This is a genomic window from Aeribacillus sp. FSL M8-0254 (assembly GCF_038008845.1).
Classification (GTDB): Bacteria; Bacillota; Bacilli; order Bacillales; family Aeribacillaceae; genus Aeribacillus; species Aeribacillus composti.
In genome coordinates, this window is sequence record NZ_JBBOZY010000001.1 from 267,233 (window position 1) to 287,661 (window position 20,429).

The 20,429-nt window shown below is 39.5% G+C and carries 15 protein-coding genes and 1 pseudogene; 12 read left to right on the top strand and 4 right to left on the bottom strand.

Annotated features, from left to right (window positions below; translation table 11 throughout):
- Nucleotides 1–171 precede the first annotated feature (171 nt).
- The 3 genes from pdxR to ltrA all read left to right on the top strand — a co-directional run bounded on the left by pdxR (nucleotide 172) and on the right by ltrA (nucleotide 6,046).
- The gene (pdxR, locus tag NSQ44_RS01360) at nucleotides 172–1,572 is read left to right on the top strand and encodes a MocR-like pyridoxine biosynthesis transcription factor PdxR (protein WP_340854553.1); all 1,401 of its coding nucleotides are present in this window, start codon (nucleotides 172–174) and stop codon (nucleotides 1,570–1,572) included.
- Nucleotides 1,573–2,502: 930 nt separating this feature from the next.
- Nucleotides 2,503–3,714 (top strand): MFS transporter, encoded by a 1,212-nt coding sequence (locus tag NSQ44_RS01365; protein ID WP_066250471.1) that lies wholly within the window; start codon nucleotides 2,503–2,505, stop codon nucleotides 3,712–3,714.
- Between the two features lie 874 nt (nucleotides 3,715–4,588).
- Nucleotides 4,589–6,046: a group II intron reverse transcriptase/maturase gene (gene ltrA / locus NSQ44_RS01370; RefSeq protein WP_232515578.1), complete on the top strand. Its 1,458-nt coding sequence runs from the start codon at nucleotides 4,589–4,591 to the stop codon at nucleotides 6,044–6,046.
- A 151-nt stretch (nucleotides 6,047–6,197) separates the two neighbouring features.
- Here ltrA and NSQ44_RS01375 read toward each other — a convergent pair whose 3' ends face one another.
- Nucleotides 6,198–6,365 (bottom strand): hypothetical protein, encoded by a 168-nt coding sequence (locus NSQ44_RS01375; RefSeq protein ID WP_327856052.1) that lies wholly within the window; start codon nucleotides 6,363–6,365, stop codon nucleotides 6,198–6,200.
- 269 nt (nucleotides 6,366–6,634) lie between these two features.
- Here NSQ44_RS01375 and NSQ44_RS01380 point away from each other — a divergent pair, with 269 nt between their 5' ends.
- The 3 genes and pseudogenes from NSQ44_RS01380 (at nucleotide 6,635) to NSQ44_RS01390 (ending at nucleotide 9,079) form a co-directional block, all read left to right on the top strand.
- Nucleotides 6,635–7,132: a 2,4'-dihydroxyacetophenone dioxygenase family protein gene (locus NSQ44_RS01380; RefSeq protein WP_340854556.1), complete on the top strand. Its 498-nt coding sequence runs from the start codon at nucleotides 6,635–6,637 to the stop codon at nucleotides 7,130–7,132.
- A gap of 177 nt (nucleotides 7,133–7,309) precedes the next feature.
- A pseudogene (locus tag NSQ44_RS01385) lies at nucleotides 7,310–7,611 on the top strand (SRPBCC family protein); the annotation flags it as partial.
- 94 nt (nucleotides 7,612–7,705) lie between these two features.
- Nucleotides 7,706–9,079, top strand: a complete 1,374-nt coding sequence (locus tag NSQ44_RS01390) for an IS1380-like element ISGsp2 family transposase (protein WP_044899598.1) — start codon at nucleotides 7,706–7,708, stop codon at nucleotides 9,077–9,079.
- Nucleotides 9,080–9,599: 520 nt separating this feature from the next.
- Here the strand turns inward: NSQ44_RS01390 and NSQ44_RS01400 are convergent.
- The 3 genes from NSQ44_RS01400 to NSQ44_RS01410 are packed head-to-tail and all read right to left on the bottom strand — an operon-like array spanning nucleotide 9,600 to nucleotide 12,929.
- Nucleotides 9,600–10,691: a glycosyl transferase gene (locus tag NSQ44_RS01400; protein ID WP_340854558.1), complete on the bottom strand. Its 1,092-nt coding sequence runs from the start codon at nucleotides 10,689–10,691 to the stop codon at nucleotides 9,600–9,602.
- Complete coding sequence (locus tag NSQ44_RS01405) at nucleotides 10,672–11,889, bottom strand: glycosyltransferase family 4 protein (RefSeq protein WP_340854559.1); 1,218 nt, start codon at nucleotides 11,887–11,889, stop codon at nucleotides 10,672–10,674. The genes NSQ44_RS01400 and NSQ44_RS01405 overlap by 20 nt, the downstream gene beginning before the upstream one ends.
- On the bottom strand, nucleotides 11,886–12,929 hold the full coding sequence (locus NSQ44_RS01410; protein ID WP_066250486.1) for a sugar phosphate nucleotidyltransferase: 1,044 nt from the start codon (nucleotides 12,927–12,929) through the stop codon (nucleotides 11,886–11,888). The genes NSQ44_RS01405 and NSQ44_RS01410 overlap by 4 nt, the downstream gene beginning before the upstream one ends.
- Nucleotides 12,930–13,299: 370 nt before the next feature.
- Between NSQ44_RS01410 and NSQ44_RS01415 the strand changes: the two genes are divergently transcribed.
- The 6 genes from NSQ44_RS01415 to NSQ44_RS01440 all read left to right on the top strand — a co-directional run bounded on the left by NSQ44_RS01415 (nucleotide 13,300) and on the right by NSQ44_RS01440 (nucleotide 20,425).
- Complete coding sequence (locus tag NSQ44_RS01415; RefSeq protein ID WP_340854562.1) at nucleotides 13,300–14,682, top strand: zinc ribbon domain-containing protein; 1,383 nt, start codon at nucleotides 13,300–13,302, stop codon at nucleotides 14,680–14,682.
- Nucleotides 14,679–15,992, top strand: a complete 1,314-nt coding sequence (nagZ, locus tag NSQ44_RS01420; protein ID WP_117017021.1) for a beta-N-acetylhexosaminidase — start codon at nucleotides 14,679–14,681, stop codon at nucleotides 15,990–15,992. Before NSQ44_RS01415 ends, nagZ begins: the two co-directional genes overlap by 4 nt.
- A gap of 103 nt (nucleotides 15,993–16,095) precedes the next feature.
- Complete coding sequence (locus NSQ44_RS01425) at nucleotides 16,096–16,935, top strand: zinc ribbon domain-containing protein (protein WP_340854563.1); 840 nt, start codon at nucleotides 16,096–16,098, stop codon at nucleotides 16,933–16,935.
- Nucleotides 16,936–17,296: 361 nt separating this feature from the next.
- Complete coding sequence (locus NSQ44_RS01430; protein ID WP_340854565.1) at nucleotides 17,297–17,773, top strand: flavin reductase family protein; 477 nt, start codon at nucleotides 17,297–17,299, stop codon at nucleotides 17,771–17,773.
- 321 nt (nucleotides 17,774–18,094) lie between these two features.
- Nucleotides 18,095–19,456: a branched-chain amino acid transport system II carrier protein gene (gene brnQ, locus NSQ44_RS01435; RefSeq protein ID WP_340854566.1), complete on the top strand. Its 1,362-nt coding sequence runs from the start codon at nucleotides 18,095–18,097 to the stop codon at nucleotides 19,454–19,456.
- Nucleotides 19,457–19,951: 495 nt separating this feature from the next.
- Nucleotides 19,952–20,425 carry a PCYCGC motif-containing (lipo)protein gene (locus NSQ44_RS01440; RefSeq protein WP_340854567.1) on the top strand — a complete coding sequence of 158 codons (474 nt, stop codon included), beginning with the start codon at nucleotides 19,952–19,954 and terminating at the stop codon, nucleotides 20,423–20,425.
- Nucleotides 20,426–20,429 lie beyond the last annotated feature (4 nt).

Genomic DNA, 20,429 nt, shown 5'->3' on the forward strand with positions numbered 1-20,429 from the left:
CGCTTATTAGCCTTTTGATACAGGATGTCCGTAAGGCTAGCCACCCAATCTTTTTCCCAGTATATACTTATTTTCCAATCATATCCTTTTAAAACGATCATGTTAAAATGGTAGAATAATAGTCAATTTTTATAAATTTTTATAGTACCAATTTGCAATAGGAGGGCAAGCATGCTTTGGCTATCGATTGATCGGACGCTGGACGTCCCTTTAATACGGCAAGTTTACGAGCAAATTCGAACAAAAATATTGAACGGCGAGCTTGCGGCTGGAGAGTGTCTTCCGCCTACTCGTGAATTAGCTTCCAATTTAGGGGTTTCAAGAAATGTCATTTTAGAAGCTTATGAGCAATTGCTGGCAGAAGGATATATCGAAACACGGCCAGGTTCCGGAACATTTGTAGCTGAAGGAGCATACTTGCATCAGCAGGAAAAAACGGATAGTCAATCGTTTTTAGAAAGGCAGCAAATAAAAGAAGAAATTAACGATATCATAGATTTTCGTTCAGGCATCCCAGCTTTAAATATGTTTCCAAGACAAAAATGGGGGCAAATGGCTAAACAAGTTTGTGCAGAAACTGCCCATTCTATTTTGGGTTATGATAATCCCGAAGGCAGAATCGAGCTTCGTTATGTTTTGTCTCAATATTTAAAGAGAACGAGAGGAGTGGAATGTCACCCAGATCAACTAGTGATAACTTCTGGAGCAACACAAGCCTTTTCTCTTCTAGCAAAATTGCTTCTTTCACCGGGAGATGAAGTAATTGTTGAAGATCCTATTACAAAAGAAATTCAAACCATTTTTTCTTTATCCGGTGCGGTCATTTGTCCTGTTCCTGTTGACGAACAGGGGATGAAAATGGATTTGCTTCCTTCGGATAGAAAACCGAGCTTTATATTTGTTACACCGTCCCACCAATTTCCACTTGGAGGAACACTGCCAATACAGCGGCGAATCCAGTTAATTCAATTTGCTAGAAAAGTTGATTGCTATATTGTTGAGGATGATTATGACAGCGAATTTCGTCATCAAGGGGCGCCGATTCATTCCCTTCAAGGACTTGACCCAAACAGAGTGATATACATCGGAACCTTCAGCAAAATATTATCGCCGGCTTTAAGGCTGGGATATTTAATACTTCCGCCGGCATTAATTAAACGCTGTCAGGACTTAAAATGGTTTACAGATCTCCATACCCCGTCATTGGAGCAGCTGACGCTTGCCCGTTTCATTGATGAAAGGCATTTAGAGCGCCACATCAGGAAAATGAAAAAAATATATAAAGCGCGTCGTGACCATGTAAAAAAATGTTTGATTGAACAATTTGGCGACACAGTTAAAATTTTTGGAGATTCCACCGGTTTGCATTTAGTCGCAGAATTTCAAAACATCGTGTTTTTAGATCAAGTAGTAAATGACATAATGAAGAAGCATAAAGTGAAAATTTATCCTGTAGAAGTTCATGCTATTCAAAAAGGAATCCATCAAAACAAAATTATTTTAGGATACGGAAATTTAACAAAAGAAGAAATTGCGGAAGGCATTTTTAGATTAAGGCAGGCTCTAAATTAGGAGGTGTTCATCGTGGGGCATCTAAACGTTTGATGAAGATGAAAACATGTACAGGATATTCATTTTAAATGTCGATAATAAAATTGTCCAAACATGCCCATGAAACGATAATATTGACCAAATACAAAATTTGATGAGAGCGCTGTTTATGGAGGTAAGTTTGCTGGGACTTTAAGTCATGCAGGGTTTTAATCAAACGTTTGTTTAAGGGGTTAAACTCTCTCACAACTTTGAGGGAGTTTTTTATGTGCTAAAAATTCGTTTCAAATGAATCAATTTCAGTGGATTTTATTTCATCAAATGAATTATCATAGGCAGCCCCCGAACAAAACGAGGAAAAAGTTTGAATCATGCATAACCACATGTATTTTGTCCTTTTGAGTTTTCGCCGGATCTTCAAATTCTAAGCGAATACATTTTACTTCAAGTAGAATGAAAGACAGCGGATCTTAAAGCATGCCGGATAGTGTGTCTGCTAAGTTTAAATGCCTGTATTGATTACATCATACGTTAGTTTTTATGTTGATGGCACATCATTTTGCTTTCATTCGTCCCGTCTATGCCGAGTTTCTTCTTCGTCGCCCAGATTTTTTCCTCAGGCTCTCGGTCGGGATTTCTGTTTTTTTCCTTTTCAACATTATGTTGCCTGCATTGAATTTAAATTTTTATTTGATTTGTTTGATGTTATAAGATATTATAAATCTGTAAAAAAGCGGAAGGATGATGGTTTGGATATGACTAACTAATTCTATCTTTAAGCTGCATTTTTAAGGAAGCGAATATATTTTCTGGATAGGATTAGTATGTGTTTGAAAATGCTAAATACAAATCACCGCAGTATGCCTGTAGAATAAACCTGCTGTCCAGAAAACGGAATAGCAGGTTTTCTATGTGCTTGAAATAGACCGGAAGAAAGCGTAGGTACTCACTATGTCAATGTCTCAGTGGAGAAAAATGATTATTTTAATGATTAACATGTTTATAACTATTGGAAGCTTTGGCATTATTATCCCTATATTGCCTGCTTATTTGGAGTCCATTGGTCAAGGCGGTACGGCAGCTGGTTTAATGGTCGCAATATTTGCAGGAGCCCAGCTTGTGTTTTCTCCAATTGCAGGGAAATGGACAGATCAGTATGGACGGAAAAAAATGATTGTTTTAGGATTAATCGGTTTAACTGTTTCTATGTTTATCTTTTACGCATTTGATTCCATTTGGTGGCTGTACGCTTCGCGTGTAGTCGGAGGGATAGGCTCCGCGCTTCTGGTACCCGCTATTTTTGCTTATATTGCCGATATTACGACAATTGAGCAGCGGGCTAAAGGCAACAGTTTCATATCAGCAGCCATGTCGCTTGGGATTGTAATAGGACCAGGGGTTGGCGGTTTCTTTGCTGATTTTGGGTTGAAAATGCCTTTTCTTGTTGCAACGATCGTCTCTTTAGCTGCTGTTATTTTTTCATTAACAGTTTTAAAAGAAAGTGTTGAACAACAACATACCCCGGAACAAAAAACGCAAATCAATGATGAGCCGATGTTAAAAAAATTGGTTTCGTCCGCTCATAAGCCGTATTTTATGCTGTTGATTATTACTCTTGTTATGAGCTTTGGTTTAATGGCTTATGAATCTGTCATCGGGTTATATATGGATGATCAGTTTGGGGCAACACCGCAAGAAATTGCTTGGATGGTTACATTAACTGGACTGATAAGTGTGATTGTGCAGTTGTTTGTGGTCGATAAGCTTGTCGGCCGCTTTGGGGAAGGAGCCGTTTTAAATTTCTTTTTAGGCGTAGTTGCAATTGGATTTTTCCTTTCATTGTTTGCCGACAGCTATTCTCTGTTTTTTGTCATCACCCTCTTGATTTTTCTTGCAACATCCATCTTGCGTCCTGTTTTGAACACTCTTATTTCAAAGATGGCTGGAAATGAACAAGGCTTTGCCATGGGGTTAAACAACGCCTATATGAGTATAGGAAATATATTGGGGCCGATGTTGGCGGGAATATTATATGATATTCAAATTTTGTATCCTTTCATTTTAGGATGCATTTTATTAGTGTTTACACTTTTTATTACTGTCTTTTGGCAAAACAAGTCATTGAAAAATACGAAACTGGCCAAATCCAAGTCGTCTAGTTAACGCTAAGAACTGTTGTTATTTATCACCTTTTTTAGACCGAAGTGAAAAGATGAATTGGCTTGTAAAAATCTATTCTCATTGGGAAAATTGATCCCAACCCGTAACTTTTTTAAACAGTGGGGGAATTGGATCATTTGCTGGCGCCGAAGTTCAATTGAAGCCGTCGTACAAGGAAAATAAAGCGCGATCGTTTGGGCGTTTACGGATTTTTGGACAGCCTCTTTAATCAAAGGCTGTCCTTTTTCGTGCGACGGGCAGTCGTACTTTGTGTAGGGATTCTACACTGAATGAGTCGTTAAAGGCTGGAGCACGATACCTATGGTAAACACGGCTCTGAATAACCTGGAAGACTCATTTTTTTCTCGAAGGTGAAAGTCCTTCCACTGGAGTGCTGATACAACCAGTGAAGACTAATCTAGGGCATCATCGTGAGGTGGTGTCTGAAGGAGATGCGGAAAGTCGAGAGACCCGTAGTCGGTTAGGCAGACCCAAATGCATAAGCGTGAAGCACAGCGGCAGGGTAAGTTGACGACCATGCGGAAATAATGGGAAGTCCTCTACTGAGAGTAGTGGTCTCTGTTCGATAAATCAGCTGAATAGAGATGGCTTATCAAGTGATGGTGCTGGGTATGCTTATAAGGAAGGTACGATGACCCCGTGAGGTCTCCATTCTACCTTAGGGACATCCATCTATAAGGGCAATCCGAAATGATGAATGTGAATGGAGAAGTCAGACGTTCCCATAGTACGGAAGTAGTATTTGGACCAAACCAAGTATGAACGGAAGGGGAACGACCTTGTGGCTCTACATCTGTAAAGGTGTGTAATGCGAACAGGAAACGATACTGCGGTAAAAACGAACTGAATGTACACAATGAAAGGTGTGGAATATGCAATGAACCGTGCGTTAACTTTAAAATGGCATAGTATTTATGGACAAATTCTCTTTGACAGGAAATTAAAAGCAGCCTGGGATAAGGTAGAAGCGAACGGTGGGTCTGGCGGTATCGATGGTGAAACGATAGACAGCTATCGATATAACTTAGATGAGAATCTAAACTCACTTTTACAAAAGTTAAGAAGAAAAGAATATAAACCTTCCCCAGTAAGAAGACATTACATTCCAAAGAAGAACGGCAAACTTAGACCTTTAGGAATCCCTAACATTGAAGACCGAATTGTCCAACAAGCTCTAGTAGATGTGCTACAACCGAAATTCGAAAATGGCTTTTTCCATAAATGGTCATGTGGTTATAGACCAAATCTAGGCGCGAAGCGCGTCCTACAAATAATCATGGCTAATATCGAACAAGGATATAACTACATTTATGATGCAGATATCAAAGGCTTCTTCGACAATATTCCGCATAAGAACTTAATGAGAGTGTTAAACAAATACATTGCGGATGGAACGGTATTAGACATGATTTGGAAATGGTTAAAAGCTGGATACATGGAGGAAGGAAAATACCATGCAACAGCTTCAGGAACACCCCAAGGGGGTGTCATTTCTCCACTACTTGCCAATATCTATCTAAATGAGCTTGATTGGATGTGGGCTGAGCACAATTTTCGATTTGTCAGATACGCAGACGATTTCCTGGTGTTTGCTAAAACAGAGGAAGACATCAAGAAAGCTGCAGAAGTCACGAAAGAGAAACTAGCGGAACTCGGTCTTGAACTCTCATCGGAGAAAACGAAATTTGTAGATTTCAATAATGACGATTTTGACTTCATAGGGTTTACATTTGAACATTGGCGAAAACGCAAAAAGGATGGTAAACCATACTATATCGCTAAACCAAAAGATGCAACTTGGAAAGATTTTCGTCAGAAAATAAAAGCAAAGACAAGGAAAACACTCACACTCAGCAAAGAGAAATGGCTTGGGCAGGTTAATCCAATCATTCGAGGCAAGGTAAACTATTTTCTGACGATCTATGAAGCAATTAAGGCAAATGCACAATTTGGATTTAAAAGTTCTTGCTTCTTTCAAGCATTTGGAAAAGAGTTATTAGCGATAGATGGTTACATACGAAAAAGGTTAAGAGTTGCCATGATACACAGTCATCCAAATCAAAGAAAAGGACATCTTATGAAAACAAAATGGAATAATGAATTCTTTGCGAGGATAGGTTTAATACCAGCATATTGGTATTACTATCATAAAATTTATGGATTTACTTTAGAAAATTACATTCAACGTATGAAAGAAAAACAACGAAAAGAACTCGAAAGACGTAAACAAAGAGCGAAAGAAGAGGGTCAAGAGTTTTACACTCCTGACCGTGTCCGTAAAATGCAATATGCGCAAAGGTTAGCGACGTATTAATTGTAACACATTGGTAAGCCGTATGCCTTAATAGGGCACGTACGGTTTGATGAGGGGGTAGCCTTGAAAGAGGTTACCCTACTCTATTGTATTTTGGCATGCCATTCGCATGAAACGTATTCGACCAGCTTGAAATAATTGGTATTAGAAATTAGTTAGATAGTTTAAACTGTTGAACGAACCCGTTGAGCTCTTCTGACAGATTTGCCAACTTCATGGAATTTACTGAAATATCCTCCATCGAGCTGTTCGTCTGTTCGGATGCGGCAGATGTTTGTTCAATTCCTGCTGCAGACTGTTCAGCTAAAGAAATCCGCACAACATTTTTGCTTTCACCTCTGTTTTGATCTTTATTTTTGCATATGCCCATAAAGCAGGGGAGAAAATGAACTAAATGAAATGGTAAAAATGAATAATTTTTATTCATATTAGATTATAGCCAAATATGTTAATTGTTGAAAATTTTAGCAGTACCTTCCTTCTTCTAGACTAAAAAGAATTTGTCATATTTGGATGAAGAAATCATATACATTTAGTGAATTTTTACACCTTGTTTTAAAAGAAAAATAAAAAGGTGCGGGGGATATTGTGGATCATTATGTACAGGTGGAAAAAAGAATAGATGTGAGGCGAGACCAATTTGCGCTTTCTGAAGGTTATATCCATTCTTCTTTAGAAACTTCGCCATGGGTCCCGTTTGTAGAAAACGTCTGGATACGCCATTTGTCTTTTGATATTCGCAGCAATACTTCCGTCAATGTTCTTCGGGTTGGATCGGGCGGCACGCTTGGCAGGCATCGCCACCGCGGTCCTGTCACTGGTTATGTAGTTAAAGGAAGCTGGTACTACAAAGAATACGACTGGATCGCAAAACCGGGAGATTTTATTCGCGAAAGTCCGGGCAGGACACATACACTCGTTTCCGACGAAGGGATGGAAACTGTGTTTCATTTAAACGGATCGCTTGAATTTCTCGATGATCAAGACCGTATCATTGAAACGGTAGATGTATTTTGGTTTATCGATCATTACTTAACTTATTGCGAGAAAAATAATTTGCCCATTAATAAAGATTTGTTTTTATGATCCTTTGAAACTGATGTAAAAAATGACAGCGTTTACAAAGGTACAGAACCGTTCTAGTTCGGAACGGTTTTTTTTATTTATATCTAAGAATTTCTATTTCATGAGTCAGTGCATTTGACATAATACCTTGTGGTTTCATATAATTTGAAACTAAATGATGTAAAAAGGAGCAAGACTATGGAAAAAAATCATCAAAATCCATTACAAGACATTCATCAATCAATTGTATTAGAAGCCTCAATTGAAAAAGTTTGGGAGGCGGCGGCTACGTCAGAGGGGATTGCGTCATGGTTCATGCCAAATCAAATGATTTTCCGCCAAAGCTGGGACATGAATTCCATCTGCAATCTCCTTTCGGGCCGTCCCCATGTAAAGTGGTAGAACTTGAACCGCCTTACCGCCTCTCTTTCACATGGGATACAGAAGGCTGGGTTGTTTCATTTATTTTGAAGGATTTAGGGGATAAAACTGAATTTACCTGAATCCGTGACAAAACATCTTTACAATGGTCGCAAACCGTTGATACGATAAGGGAAAACGACGTTGACGATTCTTCATCAAGTAGGTGATGTGATGAAAGATTTCCCGATTCGGTTTGTATTGACAGATGAAGCGATTACCCCAAGTGCTGGGCTTGCTCTCGTTGGCTACTTACTCCATCGAACGAAACTGGATAAACGGGTAAACGCACTTCGGCTTCCAACGGTTCGTCGAGAAGTGCACATTTCCCATAGCGATGTCATTCGCTCGATGATTGGCTTGCTTGCCACAGGAAAAACGGATTTCGATCATATCGAAGCGTATCGTCAGGACGATATCTTTTCGGCATCGATGGGGATTCAGCACGTGCCTTCCTCTCCAACCTTGCGACAACGACTCGATCAGCTCGCTTGTCTTCCGATGACCGAAACGATTCTTTGGGAGGAGTCCATACGTCTGTTGATTCAACGACATGCCACTTTGTCCCCTTGTTGGACCAAAGGAAAGACGACATGGCTTCCCCTTGATATAGATGGTTCCCCATTTGACAACTCCGATACGAAAAAAGAAGGAGTCAGTCGAACGTATAAAGGATTTGACGGTTTTACACCGTTGTTTGCGTATGCAGGGAAGGAAGGGTATCTCGTTCATGCCGAGTTGCGTCCAGGGAAACAACATGTGCAAGACAACATGCCCTCGTTTTTAGTCACCGCTATCCGTCGAGCTCGTCAACTGACTTCATCTCGTCTGCTTGTTCGCATGGATGCAGGAAACGATGCAGAAGCGAATGTGCACGTATGCCTAAAGGAAGACGTGGACTTTGTCATCAAGCGAAACTTACGCCGAGAATCGAAAGCGCTTTGGTTCCAGATCGCTTCGCAAAAGGGCAAACGTGTCGATGATGGACAAAGCGAAGGAGTACAAACCTATGAGCTATGCCTTCCACAGAAGGCAGCGATCGATGGAAACACGTATACGTACGTTCAAGTCACCCAAGTGACGGAACGGACGATGGAACGCAATGGACAGCTGATGCTCGTTCCTGATTATGAAGTGGAAAGCTATTGGGTGCGGCTCAAAGGATACGAGCATGTTCGAATGAGCGATGTGCTCGCGTTGTATCATGACCATGCGACATGCGAACAGTTTCATAGCGAACTGAAGAGCGACTTAGATTTAGAGCGGCTTCCATCTGGGAAGATGAAAACGAATGCGCTCGTGTTGGTCATGGGAGCCTTCGTTTACAATCTTCTTCGTCTGATTGGACAAGATCTATTAAGCGATCCGAGACATCCGTTGCACCACAAAGTGAAACGCCGCCGCATCAAGACGATTATTCAGACGGTGATCACGATGGCAGGGCGACTCGTCCGTCGATCACGACAGATCTGGATGAAACTGACGCGAAGGAGTGGCTATAGCGAGCCCCTACTGAACGTCTATCAGAAATGGAGAGAGGCAAGATAACGAACGAATGTTCGGGCACTGATGTCCAACGTCACTCCCTGTGCTTTTTTGTCTATTTTTTTGGTTCGTATACCTAAAAAAGAGATTTGTTCCATTTTCGGAAATAGAGATGACATAGGTCATAAGCATAAAAAGGGTTTTATGGATTATCAATCCATCAAAATTACAACAAAATCAAAGTCGATTTCAATTCATCACGGATTCAGGTGAATTTACTCTTATTCACAGCGGATGGAAGCATCCTGACGATGTGCTGCCTAAAGTAAATGAAAAAGCTCTGTTGTTCGTGAACGGATGAATCATGGCTGGATGAACATTTTAAAAAAATTGCAAAAGGTTGTGGAATAACAAAAAATTCATTTACGTTTTCAGATCCAGCTCGAGGAAATAACTTGGAGGAAAAGAAAGCAGCAAAAAAATTAGGGAGATGATGATCTCCCCAATGCAATCGCCATATCGTCCGAAGAATAGAGGAAAAGGCGGATGCACTTTTTTGAACAACTGAAAAAAAGATTTTTTATTAAATCTTTTCGAATACTTCCAATTTTAGCAGATGTGCTAAAGCTTCAGTCATTAAATAGGAAAGTGTTGATTCCGCGCCCCGATTTTGGTTAGGGCCATCGGAGTTCAAACCGTCACAGCAGCTGCCATCGCTAGGATCGACTAAAGGAATGTGATGGTCATTCCCGCCATAAAACCAGTCTCGGCAGCGCAGCACAACTTGTAAGTAAGCAGAATCATCCAAAATATGATAAGCTTCGTTTGCAGCTAAAGCTAGTTTCATAACATCGATGGGCTGCTGATCCCAGTCGGCGCGATTGTGGCGGCTGCACCAACCCCGGTTGCCGATTGGACGAATGGAGGAGCTGTTGAATCCGCCCATCTTTTCGATGAGAAAATCAAGACTCTCTTTGGCAATTCGCAATGTTTCATTGCGACGGTTGTATCGATAGGATAAAAATAATCCCCAAGGCAAAATTCCATTGGCATATGTCATTTGTTTTTCGAACCAATGCCAATCTTCCGTTCGGTGCTCTTTGTATGCTGTTAATAAATTATGTTCGCATGTCTCTGCCAATTGTTTAAGTTCATCTTCTGCTATTCCAAGAGAGGAAATGCTGTTTTTCTTTTCCATGAGCAGTTTGCTGCAGCTGGCCAGCACCCATGCTTGGCTGCGGGCAAAACGAAGCTTGCGGCATGCAGAAAGGGCATTGCGCAAAATTTCTGCTGCCACATAGCGGCGGGCATTGTCATTAAGTTTTAAATAGGCTATTGTCACTGCCCAAACTGATCGACCAAGACAATCTTCAGAACGAGTTTCCGATTCAGGTGTTCGGTCATAATAAAAGTTATTATGAAACCATCCATCATCCCTTTGAGCCCAAAGCAAAAAGGCTAAATACCGATCAAGCATTCCGTAGAGTCTCTTCAATTCAGACGGTTCATCTTGAAGAAGCTCTATCCATTCAATACATAGCCAAAGGGCGCGCGCATTGTCGTCTGTTGAATATCCTTCTTTACGGCGCGGAATCCGGCCGAGGCAATGCTCGATCAACCCTGTATCGTCAGTTAAACGTTCCAAATGATCAAAATTAATATTTGGTTGGGGCAACGTGTTTCACCACGCTTTCGTTCGGCTCTTTCACACCCTTCTCATCCAAGTCCATTTCGCCGATTTTGGCAAACAGCTTCAAATATTGCATCCCGACAGTTGGCCAATGGGTTGCCTTTCCAATCTGCCGAATTCGATTTTCCCATTGGTGTAATGCATTGTCATCCATTAATAGCTTTTTTAATCGCTGTTCCCATGCTTTGATGTCGCCATACGGAAGAAGCAGTTCTTCACAGCCTTTTAATAAATCTTGCGCATGTTCGTATGGCGTGGAGAGAATCGGACGGCCTATTCCGACGGCATAAGCCAGCGTTCCGCTTGTGATTTGCTGCAAGCCCGGATAAGGAGTTACATATAGATCACACGCTGTTAAGTAGGAGACGAGCTCCTCTTCATTAAAGTAACGGTCAATCATTCGGACATTCTCTTCTAATCCGAGCTGACGAATCATGTTTTGCAGCTCTTCACGGTATGATTCTCCTTCCCGCTTTTTCACTTCAGGATGCGTTTGTCCCGCGATAATATATAACGTTTCCGGTACTTCACGGACAACTTCTGGGAGGGCTGAAATTAGAGACTCGATTCCTTTGCCGCGATTCAGTAATCCAAATGTAAGCAATACTTTTCTGCCTTCAAATCCCAGCTGGCGGCGAAGCTGATCCCGCTCGTTATCTCGAGGTTTAGGCGATCCATGTGGAATGTAGATAATTTTATTTTCGGGCAAATTATACGCTCGGACTAAATAAGAGACAGCCTTGCGGTTCATGACGACTATAGCGTCGCTTAAATCGGCGATTTCCTGCTGGACTTGCCGATATGGCGGCTTAGGATCAGAGAAAATCGTGTGAAACGTCGTGACGAGCGGTTTATTTAATGCGCGTACAAAGTCGACTATGTACTCTCCCGCTTCACCGCCGAAAATGCCGAATTCATGCTGCAAAACTACAACAGAAATATCGCTTCGATTGACCCGTTTGGCCATCTTCACATAAGCTGAACGATCTTGCATTGGCAAAGGCCAAAATCTCGGATTATTTTCATATACATTTCTGTCATCATTTTCATTATAAAGTACAATGATTGGGTCACGATTACCGCGTTTGCCAGCAGCGCTTACGTTTGTAAATACATGTTCAGTGAAGGTAGCAATACCGCAGCGGCGGGGAGGATATGTGCTGACATATGCAATTCGACTCATGCTTGCATCACCCTCTCATATTGGTTCAAGATCAAGTTGTCGTACACTTTACCTTCATTTAAGAATGTCTTGTAAGCCATAATACTGTTGTTGACACGAATATTATCGCTTATGCTTGATTGATCCCAAAGAATAGAGTTTGAAAAATGTACTTTGGAGCCAATGCGGCAATGATCACCAATCACTGCAAACGGACCAATTACTGACTGATCGCCTACCTCGACATTATCCCCGATTAAAACAGGAGGGATAAAGCGGACGGCAGATCCGATTTTGGTGTCTTTTCCTAACCAAACGCCCGGTTGAACTTGATTTCCGCGAGTAGGCAACGGGTTCCGATTTTCAAGAACGTCCCAATGAATTTTCCGGTAACGTTCTGGTGTTCCCATATCAAACCAGTAACCGCTGCTTATTTTTCCGTATACATTTTTGCTTTTTTGAATAAGGGTGGGAAATGTTTCACGTTCGATAGAAACTTCACGTCCTGCTGGAATGTAGCGCATTACTTCTGGTTCAAGAATGTACAAACCAGCATTGATCAAATTTGATGGTGCTTCTTCACGACGAGGCTTTTCAACAAAACGCAAAATCCGGCTGGAATCGTCCAGTTGAACGACACCGTAAGAAGAAGGGTCATCTACTTCCGTCAGTGCAATTGTGGCGATCCCGCCGCTTTGTTCGTGAAATTCAAGAAGAGGAATCAAGTTTGGCAAGTGAACAATGTCGGCATTTACAACAAGAAATCTTTCCTTCAAAAATCTTTCAGCATTTTTGATAGCTCCTGCTGTTCCCATTTGATGTGTTTCATCAGAGTACTCAATGTCTACACCGAAACGTTTGCCGTCTCCGAAGTAATTTTTTATGACATCTGAACAGTGGTGTGAGGCTATTACGAATTGGTTGATTCCTTGATCGCGAAGATAAGTGATGAGGTGTTCGAGCCATGGCCGGTTAGCAATGGGTGCCATCGGTTTCGGCAAATTTTCAGTTAATGGGCGTAAACGTGTTCCTAAACCACCAGCTAACAGTAATGTTTTCATTTGTCATCCCTCCATTAGTCTATGATTATGAAGTTCATAACAGATGGATGAATGAAAAATGAAAGTGGCGTATATTGTTAGCACTCAAACCTACTGGTTGCTAATAAATATTATAACAAAATTCCTTATATAAGTAAAATGTATGAATTTCAACTCAGTCGGGGGTTTTCCTATACTTAATGAAAAAAGGGGCATATAACACCCTTTTGTTCAAAGTCTCCACTCCGATTGATAGAAGCTTAAAAAATGTTTGAAAAACCTCTAAGAAGAGTGCTGTTTGTTTTAATGTCTAATTATTCAGAAAATCTATCAAAAGCCTTATGAAATGGTATAATTTCCTTGAAATTTATGAAGAAAGCAGGTGATATGATTGAACTATTGTCAACAATGCGGACACCAATTAGAAGAAAATCAAACATTTTGTACGAATTGCGGCGCGAAAGTCGTAGAATCACAAAATGTAATGACGGCAGGGGAGGGATCAAGATCAAGAAGACCGGTGCTGGCAACGAAAAAATCTAAGATTTTTGCGAGTATTGGAGTTCTATTAATTTTAGTAATTGCAAGTTCATTTTTTATTGTAAAATCGATCTATAAACCGGCAAAACTTGTGGAAAATTTTATTCTAGCTGTCAACAATCATGATGCAAAAAAAGTGGCTCATTTACTAAACTCGAAGCAATCGGATATAAAAATAGATGAAAAAGTGGCCAAGCAATTAATTGACTATTATCAAATGAACCCATCGGAATTTTCTGAACTGAAAAATAGCTTGCATGAAGAAGCGGTTATTTATGAAAAAGGGGCATTTCCTGAGCATACGGATGCAGATATTTCGATCAATAAATTAGGAAAAAAATGGTTATTTTTTGATTATTATGCACTCATACCTAAAAATTTATATATTGTCGTAACGGCGAATCATGATGGCCATATTTACATAGATGGGAAAAAATATGAACCTATAAAAAAAGACGAAGAACGGACTTACGGGCCGTTTTTGCCAATCAATCATAAAGTGCAAGCAGTATACAAAGGAGAATACGCAGACGTAAAGCAAGTGGAAGAAGTTTCGCCAAGTGATGCTGAAGAAAATAAAGTGTACATAAATTTTGATTTAACTGGAGATTATGTATATTTATATTCAAATATTGAAGATGCCACTTTATTCGTCAATGGAAAGAGCACAGGTTTAAAAATTTCGGATGTAGAAGAGTTTGGGCCAGTTGCAACAGACGGTTCGATGACGCTTCATGCCGAAATCAAAACTGCTGATGGTACGTTGAAAAGCAATAAAAAGACAATTAAAGAAGCCGGGGAAACGATTGATCTATTATTTGAACAAGAAATTCCAATGGAAGATTTCGAAGATGTTGGAGATTCATTAAAAGACTATCATGATGAACAATCGGAGATCGAAAATGTGATTATGAGCCATTATACTAGTATTTCAAGCGGTGACTACGAATCGGCATATGCAATGTTTTCCTCAAGCCGTCGCAGTAAAATTAGCTATGAAAAATGGTCTAAAGGGCTAAAAAACAATTTTAAAAATGAAGTTACGAATGTAAGTGTGGAAAGTATAGAAAATGATCAAGCGACAGTGAGTTTTCAATTAACTTCTTATGACAAACAGGACGACGGCTCCACATTAGTACAAGAATGGGGAGGGAAATGGTATTTAGTGAAGGAATCAGACGGCTGGAAATTAGCAACGCCTGAAATTAAAAAGCTAAATACTAGAACGGAATGAAATGGAAATCTTTGCTTCTCATTTTCGCCATATTTATTTTGAGTATTTTTGCCATTATATCAATCCCGAAATTGCCGCTCTTTCAGGAAAATCAAAAAACAAAGATTCAAGACCAGCATGAAGAACCGGAAGTAAAAGAAGCGGGTAATGTTGCAGCTTTGCAAGAAGAAAAAAACGATAAGAAAGAAGAAACGGTCGAAGAAAAAGCAGCTAGAATAGTGGATGATATGTCTTTGGGCGAGAAGGTCGGCCAGCTTTTGATGGTGGGCTTTAAAAGCACGGAAAAAGACGAGGAAATAACCGATTTAATCGTAAACAAACATATCGGTTCTGTCATTTTGTTTGACCGCAACATGGAGACTCCGGAACAAGTTGCGCAATTAAATAATTCTTTGCAAAGGCTCGCGCTGAAAAAGCGGTTTGGAGTGCCGCTTATGATCGGAGTGGACCAAGAAGGGGGAGACATTTTGCGGATGAGAGAAAAAGTGTCTCCCATCCCATCCCAACAGAAGCTAGGGCAAGCTGCAAATGAAAAAGCGGTGTACGATATTGCTCTTCTGAACGGAAGGGAATTGGCTGCCATGGGATTTCATCTAAATTTTGCACCCGTTTTGGATTTGTCAGAGACTGACAGCCGATCTTTTGGTACAAATCCGGAAGCGGTCTATACGTATGGTGCAAAAGTGGTTCAAGGATTGCATGAAGCGAAGATTACAGCAACGCTCAAGCATTTTCCCGGCAACGGAAGAAGCAGTGTTGATCCGCATATTGACACTTCTTCTGTAAAAGCGGACAAATTGGATTTAGAGAATTCCGATATTTATCCATTTAAAAAGCTCATTGAAAATACAGATCACAATCAATTTTTCATTATGATGACTCACATTAAATATCCAAGTTATGATCCTAGCAAACCAGCAAGTTTATCTTCTGTTATGATTCAAAAGCTGCTTCGGGAAAAGCTGGGGTATAAAGGAATTGTTGTCACGGATGATCTTGAAATGGGCGCAGTAAATAAATATTATTCATATGAAGATATGGCAATCGAAGCGATTAATGCCGGAGCGGATTTGCTGCTCGTTTGCCATGAATATGAGCATCAAGTGGAGGTTTATAATGGCTTAGTGAAAGCAGTGAAAGACGGAAAAATTCAAGAAAAACGCATCAACGAAGCGGTGACAAGAGTGCTAATGCATAAATTATCCACTATTCAAAATCCGATCGTTGATCCGCAATATGCGAAAGAAACAGTTGGAAGCAAGGAGCATAAAACACTGATCGAAAATTGGATGAATACAAAGGAACAGTGATTCAATTAAATTCGTAGAAGACCTTCATTCAATGTTTGGGCAAGCCGATTGTAGGCGGCTGCCCATGTTATACCAATCAATAGAGGAGGAACAATAGAGGAAAATGATTTGTCATCAATGTGGAAATGAACAAGAAAAAGGAAATTTTTGTGGGAAATGCGGGGCAAAATTGAATAATGATCCAAATCTACAAGAAACAGCGGGAGGCGGCGGGGATCAGGTTTCAATTAACAGAAATCCCCAACCGTCTTATGGCCAAGCAGCTTCCACACAAATGAATGAACATGTAGAAAAGGTTAAAAAGCAGTCGAAAGTGTATGGAAGTTATTTTGTTCATTTTTTGAAACATCCGTCATCCATTTTTGGTAAAGAAAAAAATGAATGGGTGAATGGCTTTATCAGCATTATTTTATTTGTGTTCATTGTTGCGTTAACGGTTAGCGTTTTTGTCCGCAATCTATTTAAATCAGCCATTCATGGTACTCAAGGACTGATAAATGAGTTTTATGATGGACCTTCGTATGTTTCGGTATTTTTTAATGTTTTTATATTTGTTTTTCTTATTGTTGCGCTCGTGTTATTGTGTATGTTCATTGTTAATAAATTGTTTGGATCAAGTGCATCTTTTCAAGAGGTAACAGCTATATATGGAGCACATCTTACCACCGCGATCATTGTTTCGCTTATCGCGTTATTGCTAGTTTTGTTAAAATCCCATGTTTATGGAAACATCGTGCTGAGCATTTCACTTTTGCTTGCGATCGTTTTAATTCCATATTATTTGATAAGTGTACTGCTAACGAAATATTCAAAAGGAATAGATCCTTTATACTCATTTATTATCTATGTTGCTATATTTTCCATCGTGTTTGCGATTTTTATCGGTATATTGGCTGATTCGGCAATGGGAAGAATTGTTGATCAATGGAGATATTTTTGGTGATGGAGTGACATTGAACATTTTGAACGAATCTAAATATTAGCTGCTTTAATTTTCATACAATATAGACTACACAATGAGTACCGTTAAGCCTTAAAAGCATCAGATCACCTTCTGCGCTGGTATGCCCGCCGCATACCAGCGTTTCATATGTTAATAGGCTGATTTTCATTCTATTGTATGATATGACGTTTTAAGTTGAGGTCATTATGAGAGAATTGGAAGCAGTATGGAACAATTGGCCGATATTCTAGGCAAACTATAAGCTGAAACTGGACATATTTTAATCGTTTGCCTAAAATGAAGCTAAAGGGAATACCAAAACAATCCAAAAAATTGTTTTCAAAGGAAGGTGATGCTCAACATGGATGCAAAGGCGAAAAAAATGGCTTTACGTGGAATTACATATGGCTTGTACATTGTCGGAACGAAAGATGAAAACGGAGCCAATGGATTTGCTGGAAATTGGTTGACGCAAACCTCTTTTGAACCGCCTTTAGTTGCAGTTGCTGTAAAAGCGGGTACACGTTCACAACAACAAATTGCCAAAAGCGGAGTATTTAGCGTCAATATTTTGGAGACGGGGCAGAAGGAAATGGTTACTGCTTTTTTCCGATCCATTGAACCGGAAGGCAACAAGCTGGCGGGATACGAATTCTATACCGAAGAAACAGGATGTCCGATTTTTAAAGATGCGTTGAGCTTTTTTGAGTGTAAAGTGGTGGAAAAAATAGAAAAAGGTGACCACTATATTTACGTCGGTGAAGTGATCAATGCCGGCGTGCACCGGGAAGGCGATCCGCTAACATTGAAAGAAACCGGTTTTTATTATGGAGGCTAAACTTTTTATAAGAAAAATGTTTCGGTTAAAAAGACCTGCAAATTTTATTATTTGAGACAAAAAATAAGAAAATAGTTTTGTTCGGCAAAAGGTTGAAGCAAGATTTTAAAGAATAAGCGATGATGACTTACGATTGCTTGAAGCAGGCGTTCATTTCCGTCTGCTTCAAGCGTTTTTTCCAAGTGAATGTACGTAGTATAAGTATATGAATTCATTGAAATTTTCGTAAAAAAATAGTATAATATAATTTATTGTACGAATCATGCAAATTATTTTAATAAATTAATTTTAAAAAATTTCATCATGGTGGGATCAATAATTATGGATAGGGATAACAAGCTATCATTTTCTTCGCTTGCTGTCATTGGAGTTATGTTGTTTGCTCTATTTTTTGGGGCAGGGAATCTAATATTTCCGGCTCAGCTTGGACAAAATTCCGGGGAAAATCTGTGGTTTGCTGTGACTGGATTTATTATTACTGGAGTCGGATTGCCGTTTCTCGGGATTATAGCGATGAGTTTTTCCGGAAGCAGTGATTTACAAGAGCTTTCTAGTAGAGTTCATCCGACTTATGCCGTCTTTCTTACATCATTGCTCTATTTAACAATTGGTCCTTTTTTTGCAGCACCGCGGACTGGAACTGTTGCGTATGAAGTCGGTATTGCGCCGTTTGTTGCTGAGGAATTTCATCAAGTTGGATTGTTTATTTATACGCTGCTATTTTTTGCTGTGACTTTTTGGTTTTCTTTATACCCGTCTAAGATTGTCGATAATGTTGGAAAACTTTTAGCACCTGGAATTGTGATTCTTCTTGCCATACTTTTATTTATGGTAGTTGTGAATCCTATTGGGGACATTGGCTCAGCGCAAGGCGTGTATAAAATTCATGCGTTTTCCCAAGGTTTTATAGATGGCTATAGTACAATGGACGCCCTTGCATCACTTGTATTTGGCATTATTGTGATCAATGCCATACGCAAATTAGGTGTAACATCAAAAAAAGATATTCTGAAAGCAACAACAAAATCAGGAACTGTTGCCATTGCGCTTCTCGCACTGATTTATATTGGAATTGCTTATTTAGGAGCAACAAGTGTAGAAGCTTTCGGAATTTTTAAAACAGGTGGACCCGTTCTCAGCAATGCAGCTTCACATTATTTTGGCACATTCGGTTTAATTATGCTGGCTATTATTATCATCCTTGCATGTTTAACGACTGCCATCGGATTAATAACGGCGAATGCTGAATATTTTCATAAATTGATTCCGAGAATCGGCTATAAAACGTGGGTTGTCTTCTTTAGCATACTTACTTTTATAATAGCAAACTTTGGATTAGCGAATATTATTACATTTTCTATCCCTGTCTTAATGTTCATCTATCCGCTAGCGATTGTTTTGATTTTGTTAACGTTCTTGTCGCCGCTTTTCCATCACGCACGCATTGTATATGTTTCAGCGACTGGAGTTACATTTTTAATCAGTATTTTTGACGGTTTGAAATCATTATGTGATTCACTTGGAATTGATTATTTCGGATGGATGGTACCAATTGTTTCGTTCTATGAACAAGTATTGCCATTTTATAAACAAGGACTCGGTTGGTTTATTCCAGCGATCATTGTCATTATTATTACAGGTATTGTCGGAAGGGTTCAGGCCAAATCAACTGTTAGAGCGTAAAATGTTCTATTATAATAATAGAAAGAATAGTTTGAATTTTTGTAAGCTATAAAAAAGGAACTTTCTTAAGGAAGGTTCCTTTTTTGATCAAACTTGACCATTGACAATTTTTTAAAACTAAAGGAAGATTCTTTTTATTATTTAGTGATTATGGTATATTTCTTGTAGAGCTTAAAATCTATCCACCCTTCGCAAGTTCGGATTTGAAAATAAAGGATATCTAGCAGCTACTAGAAGCATCCCCTTTACAATATAATGGAATGATATCAGAAGCTTTGAAGATGTATGCCGTTCATTAGACTTTATTAATTGAGAGAAAAACTTTAAGGAAGGGAAATAGGAATATATATTGTAAGGGTAACATCGGCCGCCAGATGGTTCTATGTACGGCAGCTGAATGCGATTTGCTTTCATAAAAAGTAATTTTTTGTGGATTTTCGTGGATGAATAGAAAGGAAGTATTTTAATAGACTTTATAAAAGGAAGTGTGACGTTGTGAAAGCCAAACAATTATTGGTATTATTATTTATTACAATCATCATTTCTGCTTGCAGTTCAAATAAAGAACAATCAAACATAGAGCACGCGCCGAATGGCGACTTGTGGGAAACAACTGCTTCAAGGGATGAACTGCCGACTTTTTTAAATGAATATAGCGAAGACATTCAATTCATCTATCAAGCGGCCGGAAAATCAACGGAGCTGCTGCAATGGATTCCTTGTTATTGTGGCTGCGGCGACCATGCCGGACATCGAAGCAGTTTAAATTGTTTTGTTAAGCAAGTAAATCAAAATGGGTCTGTTGTATGGGATGACCATGGAACACGCTGCAACGTCTGCTTAGAAATTGCAGCCGTAGCCATCAAAATGAAGCAAGATGGAAAAACGGTAAAAGAAATTCGCCAATATATAGATGAAAAATATAAAGAAGGCTATGCAAACCCGACAGACACACCAATGCCGTTATAAAGAA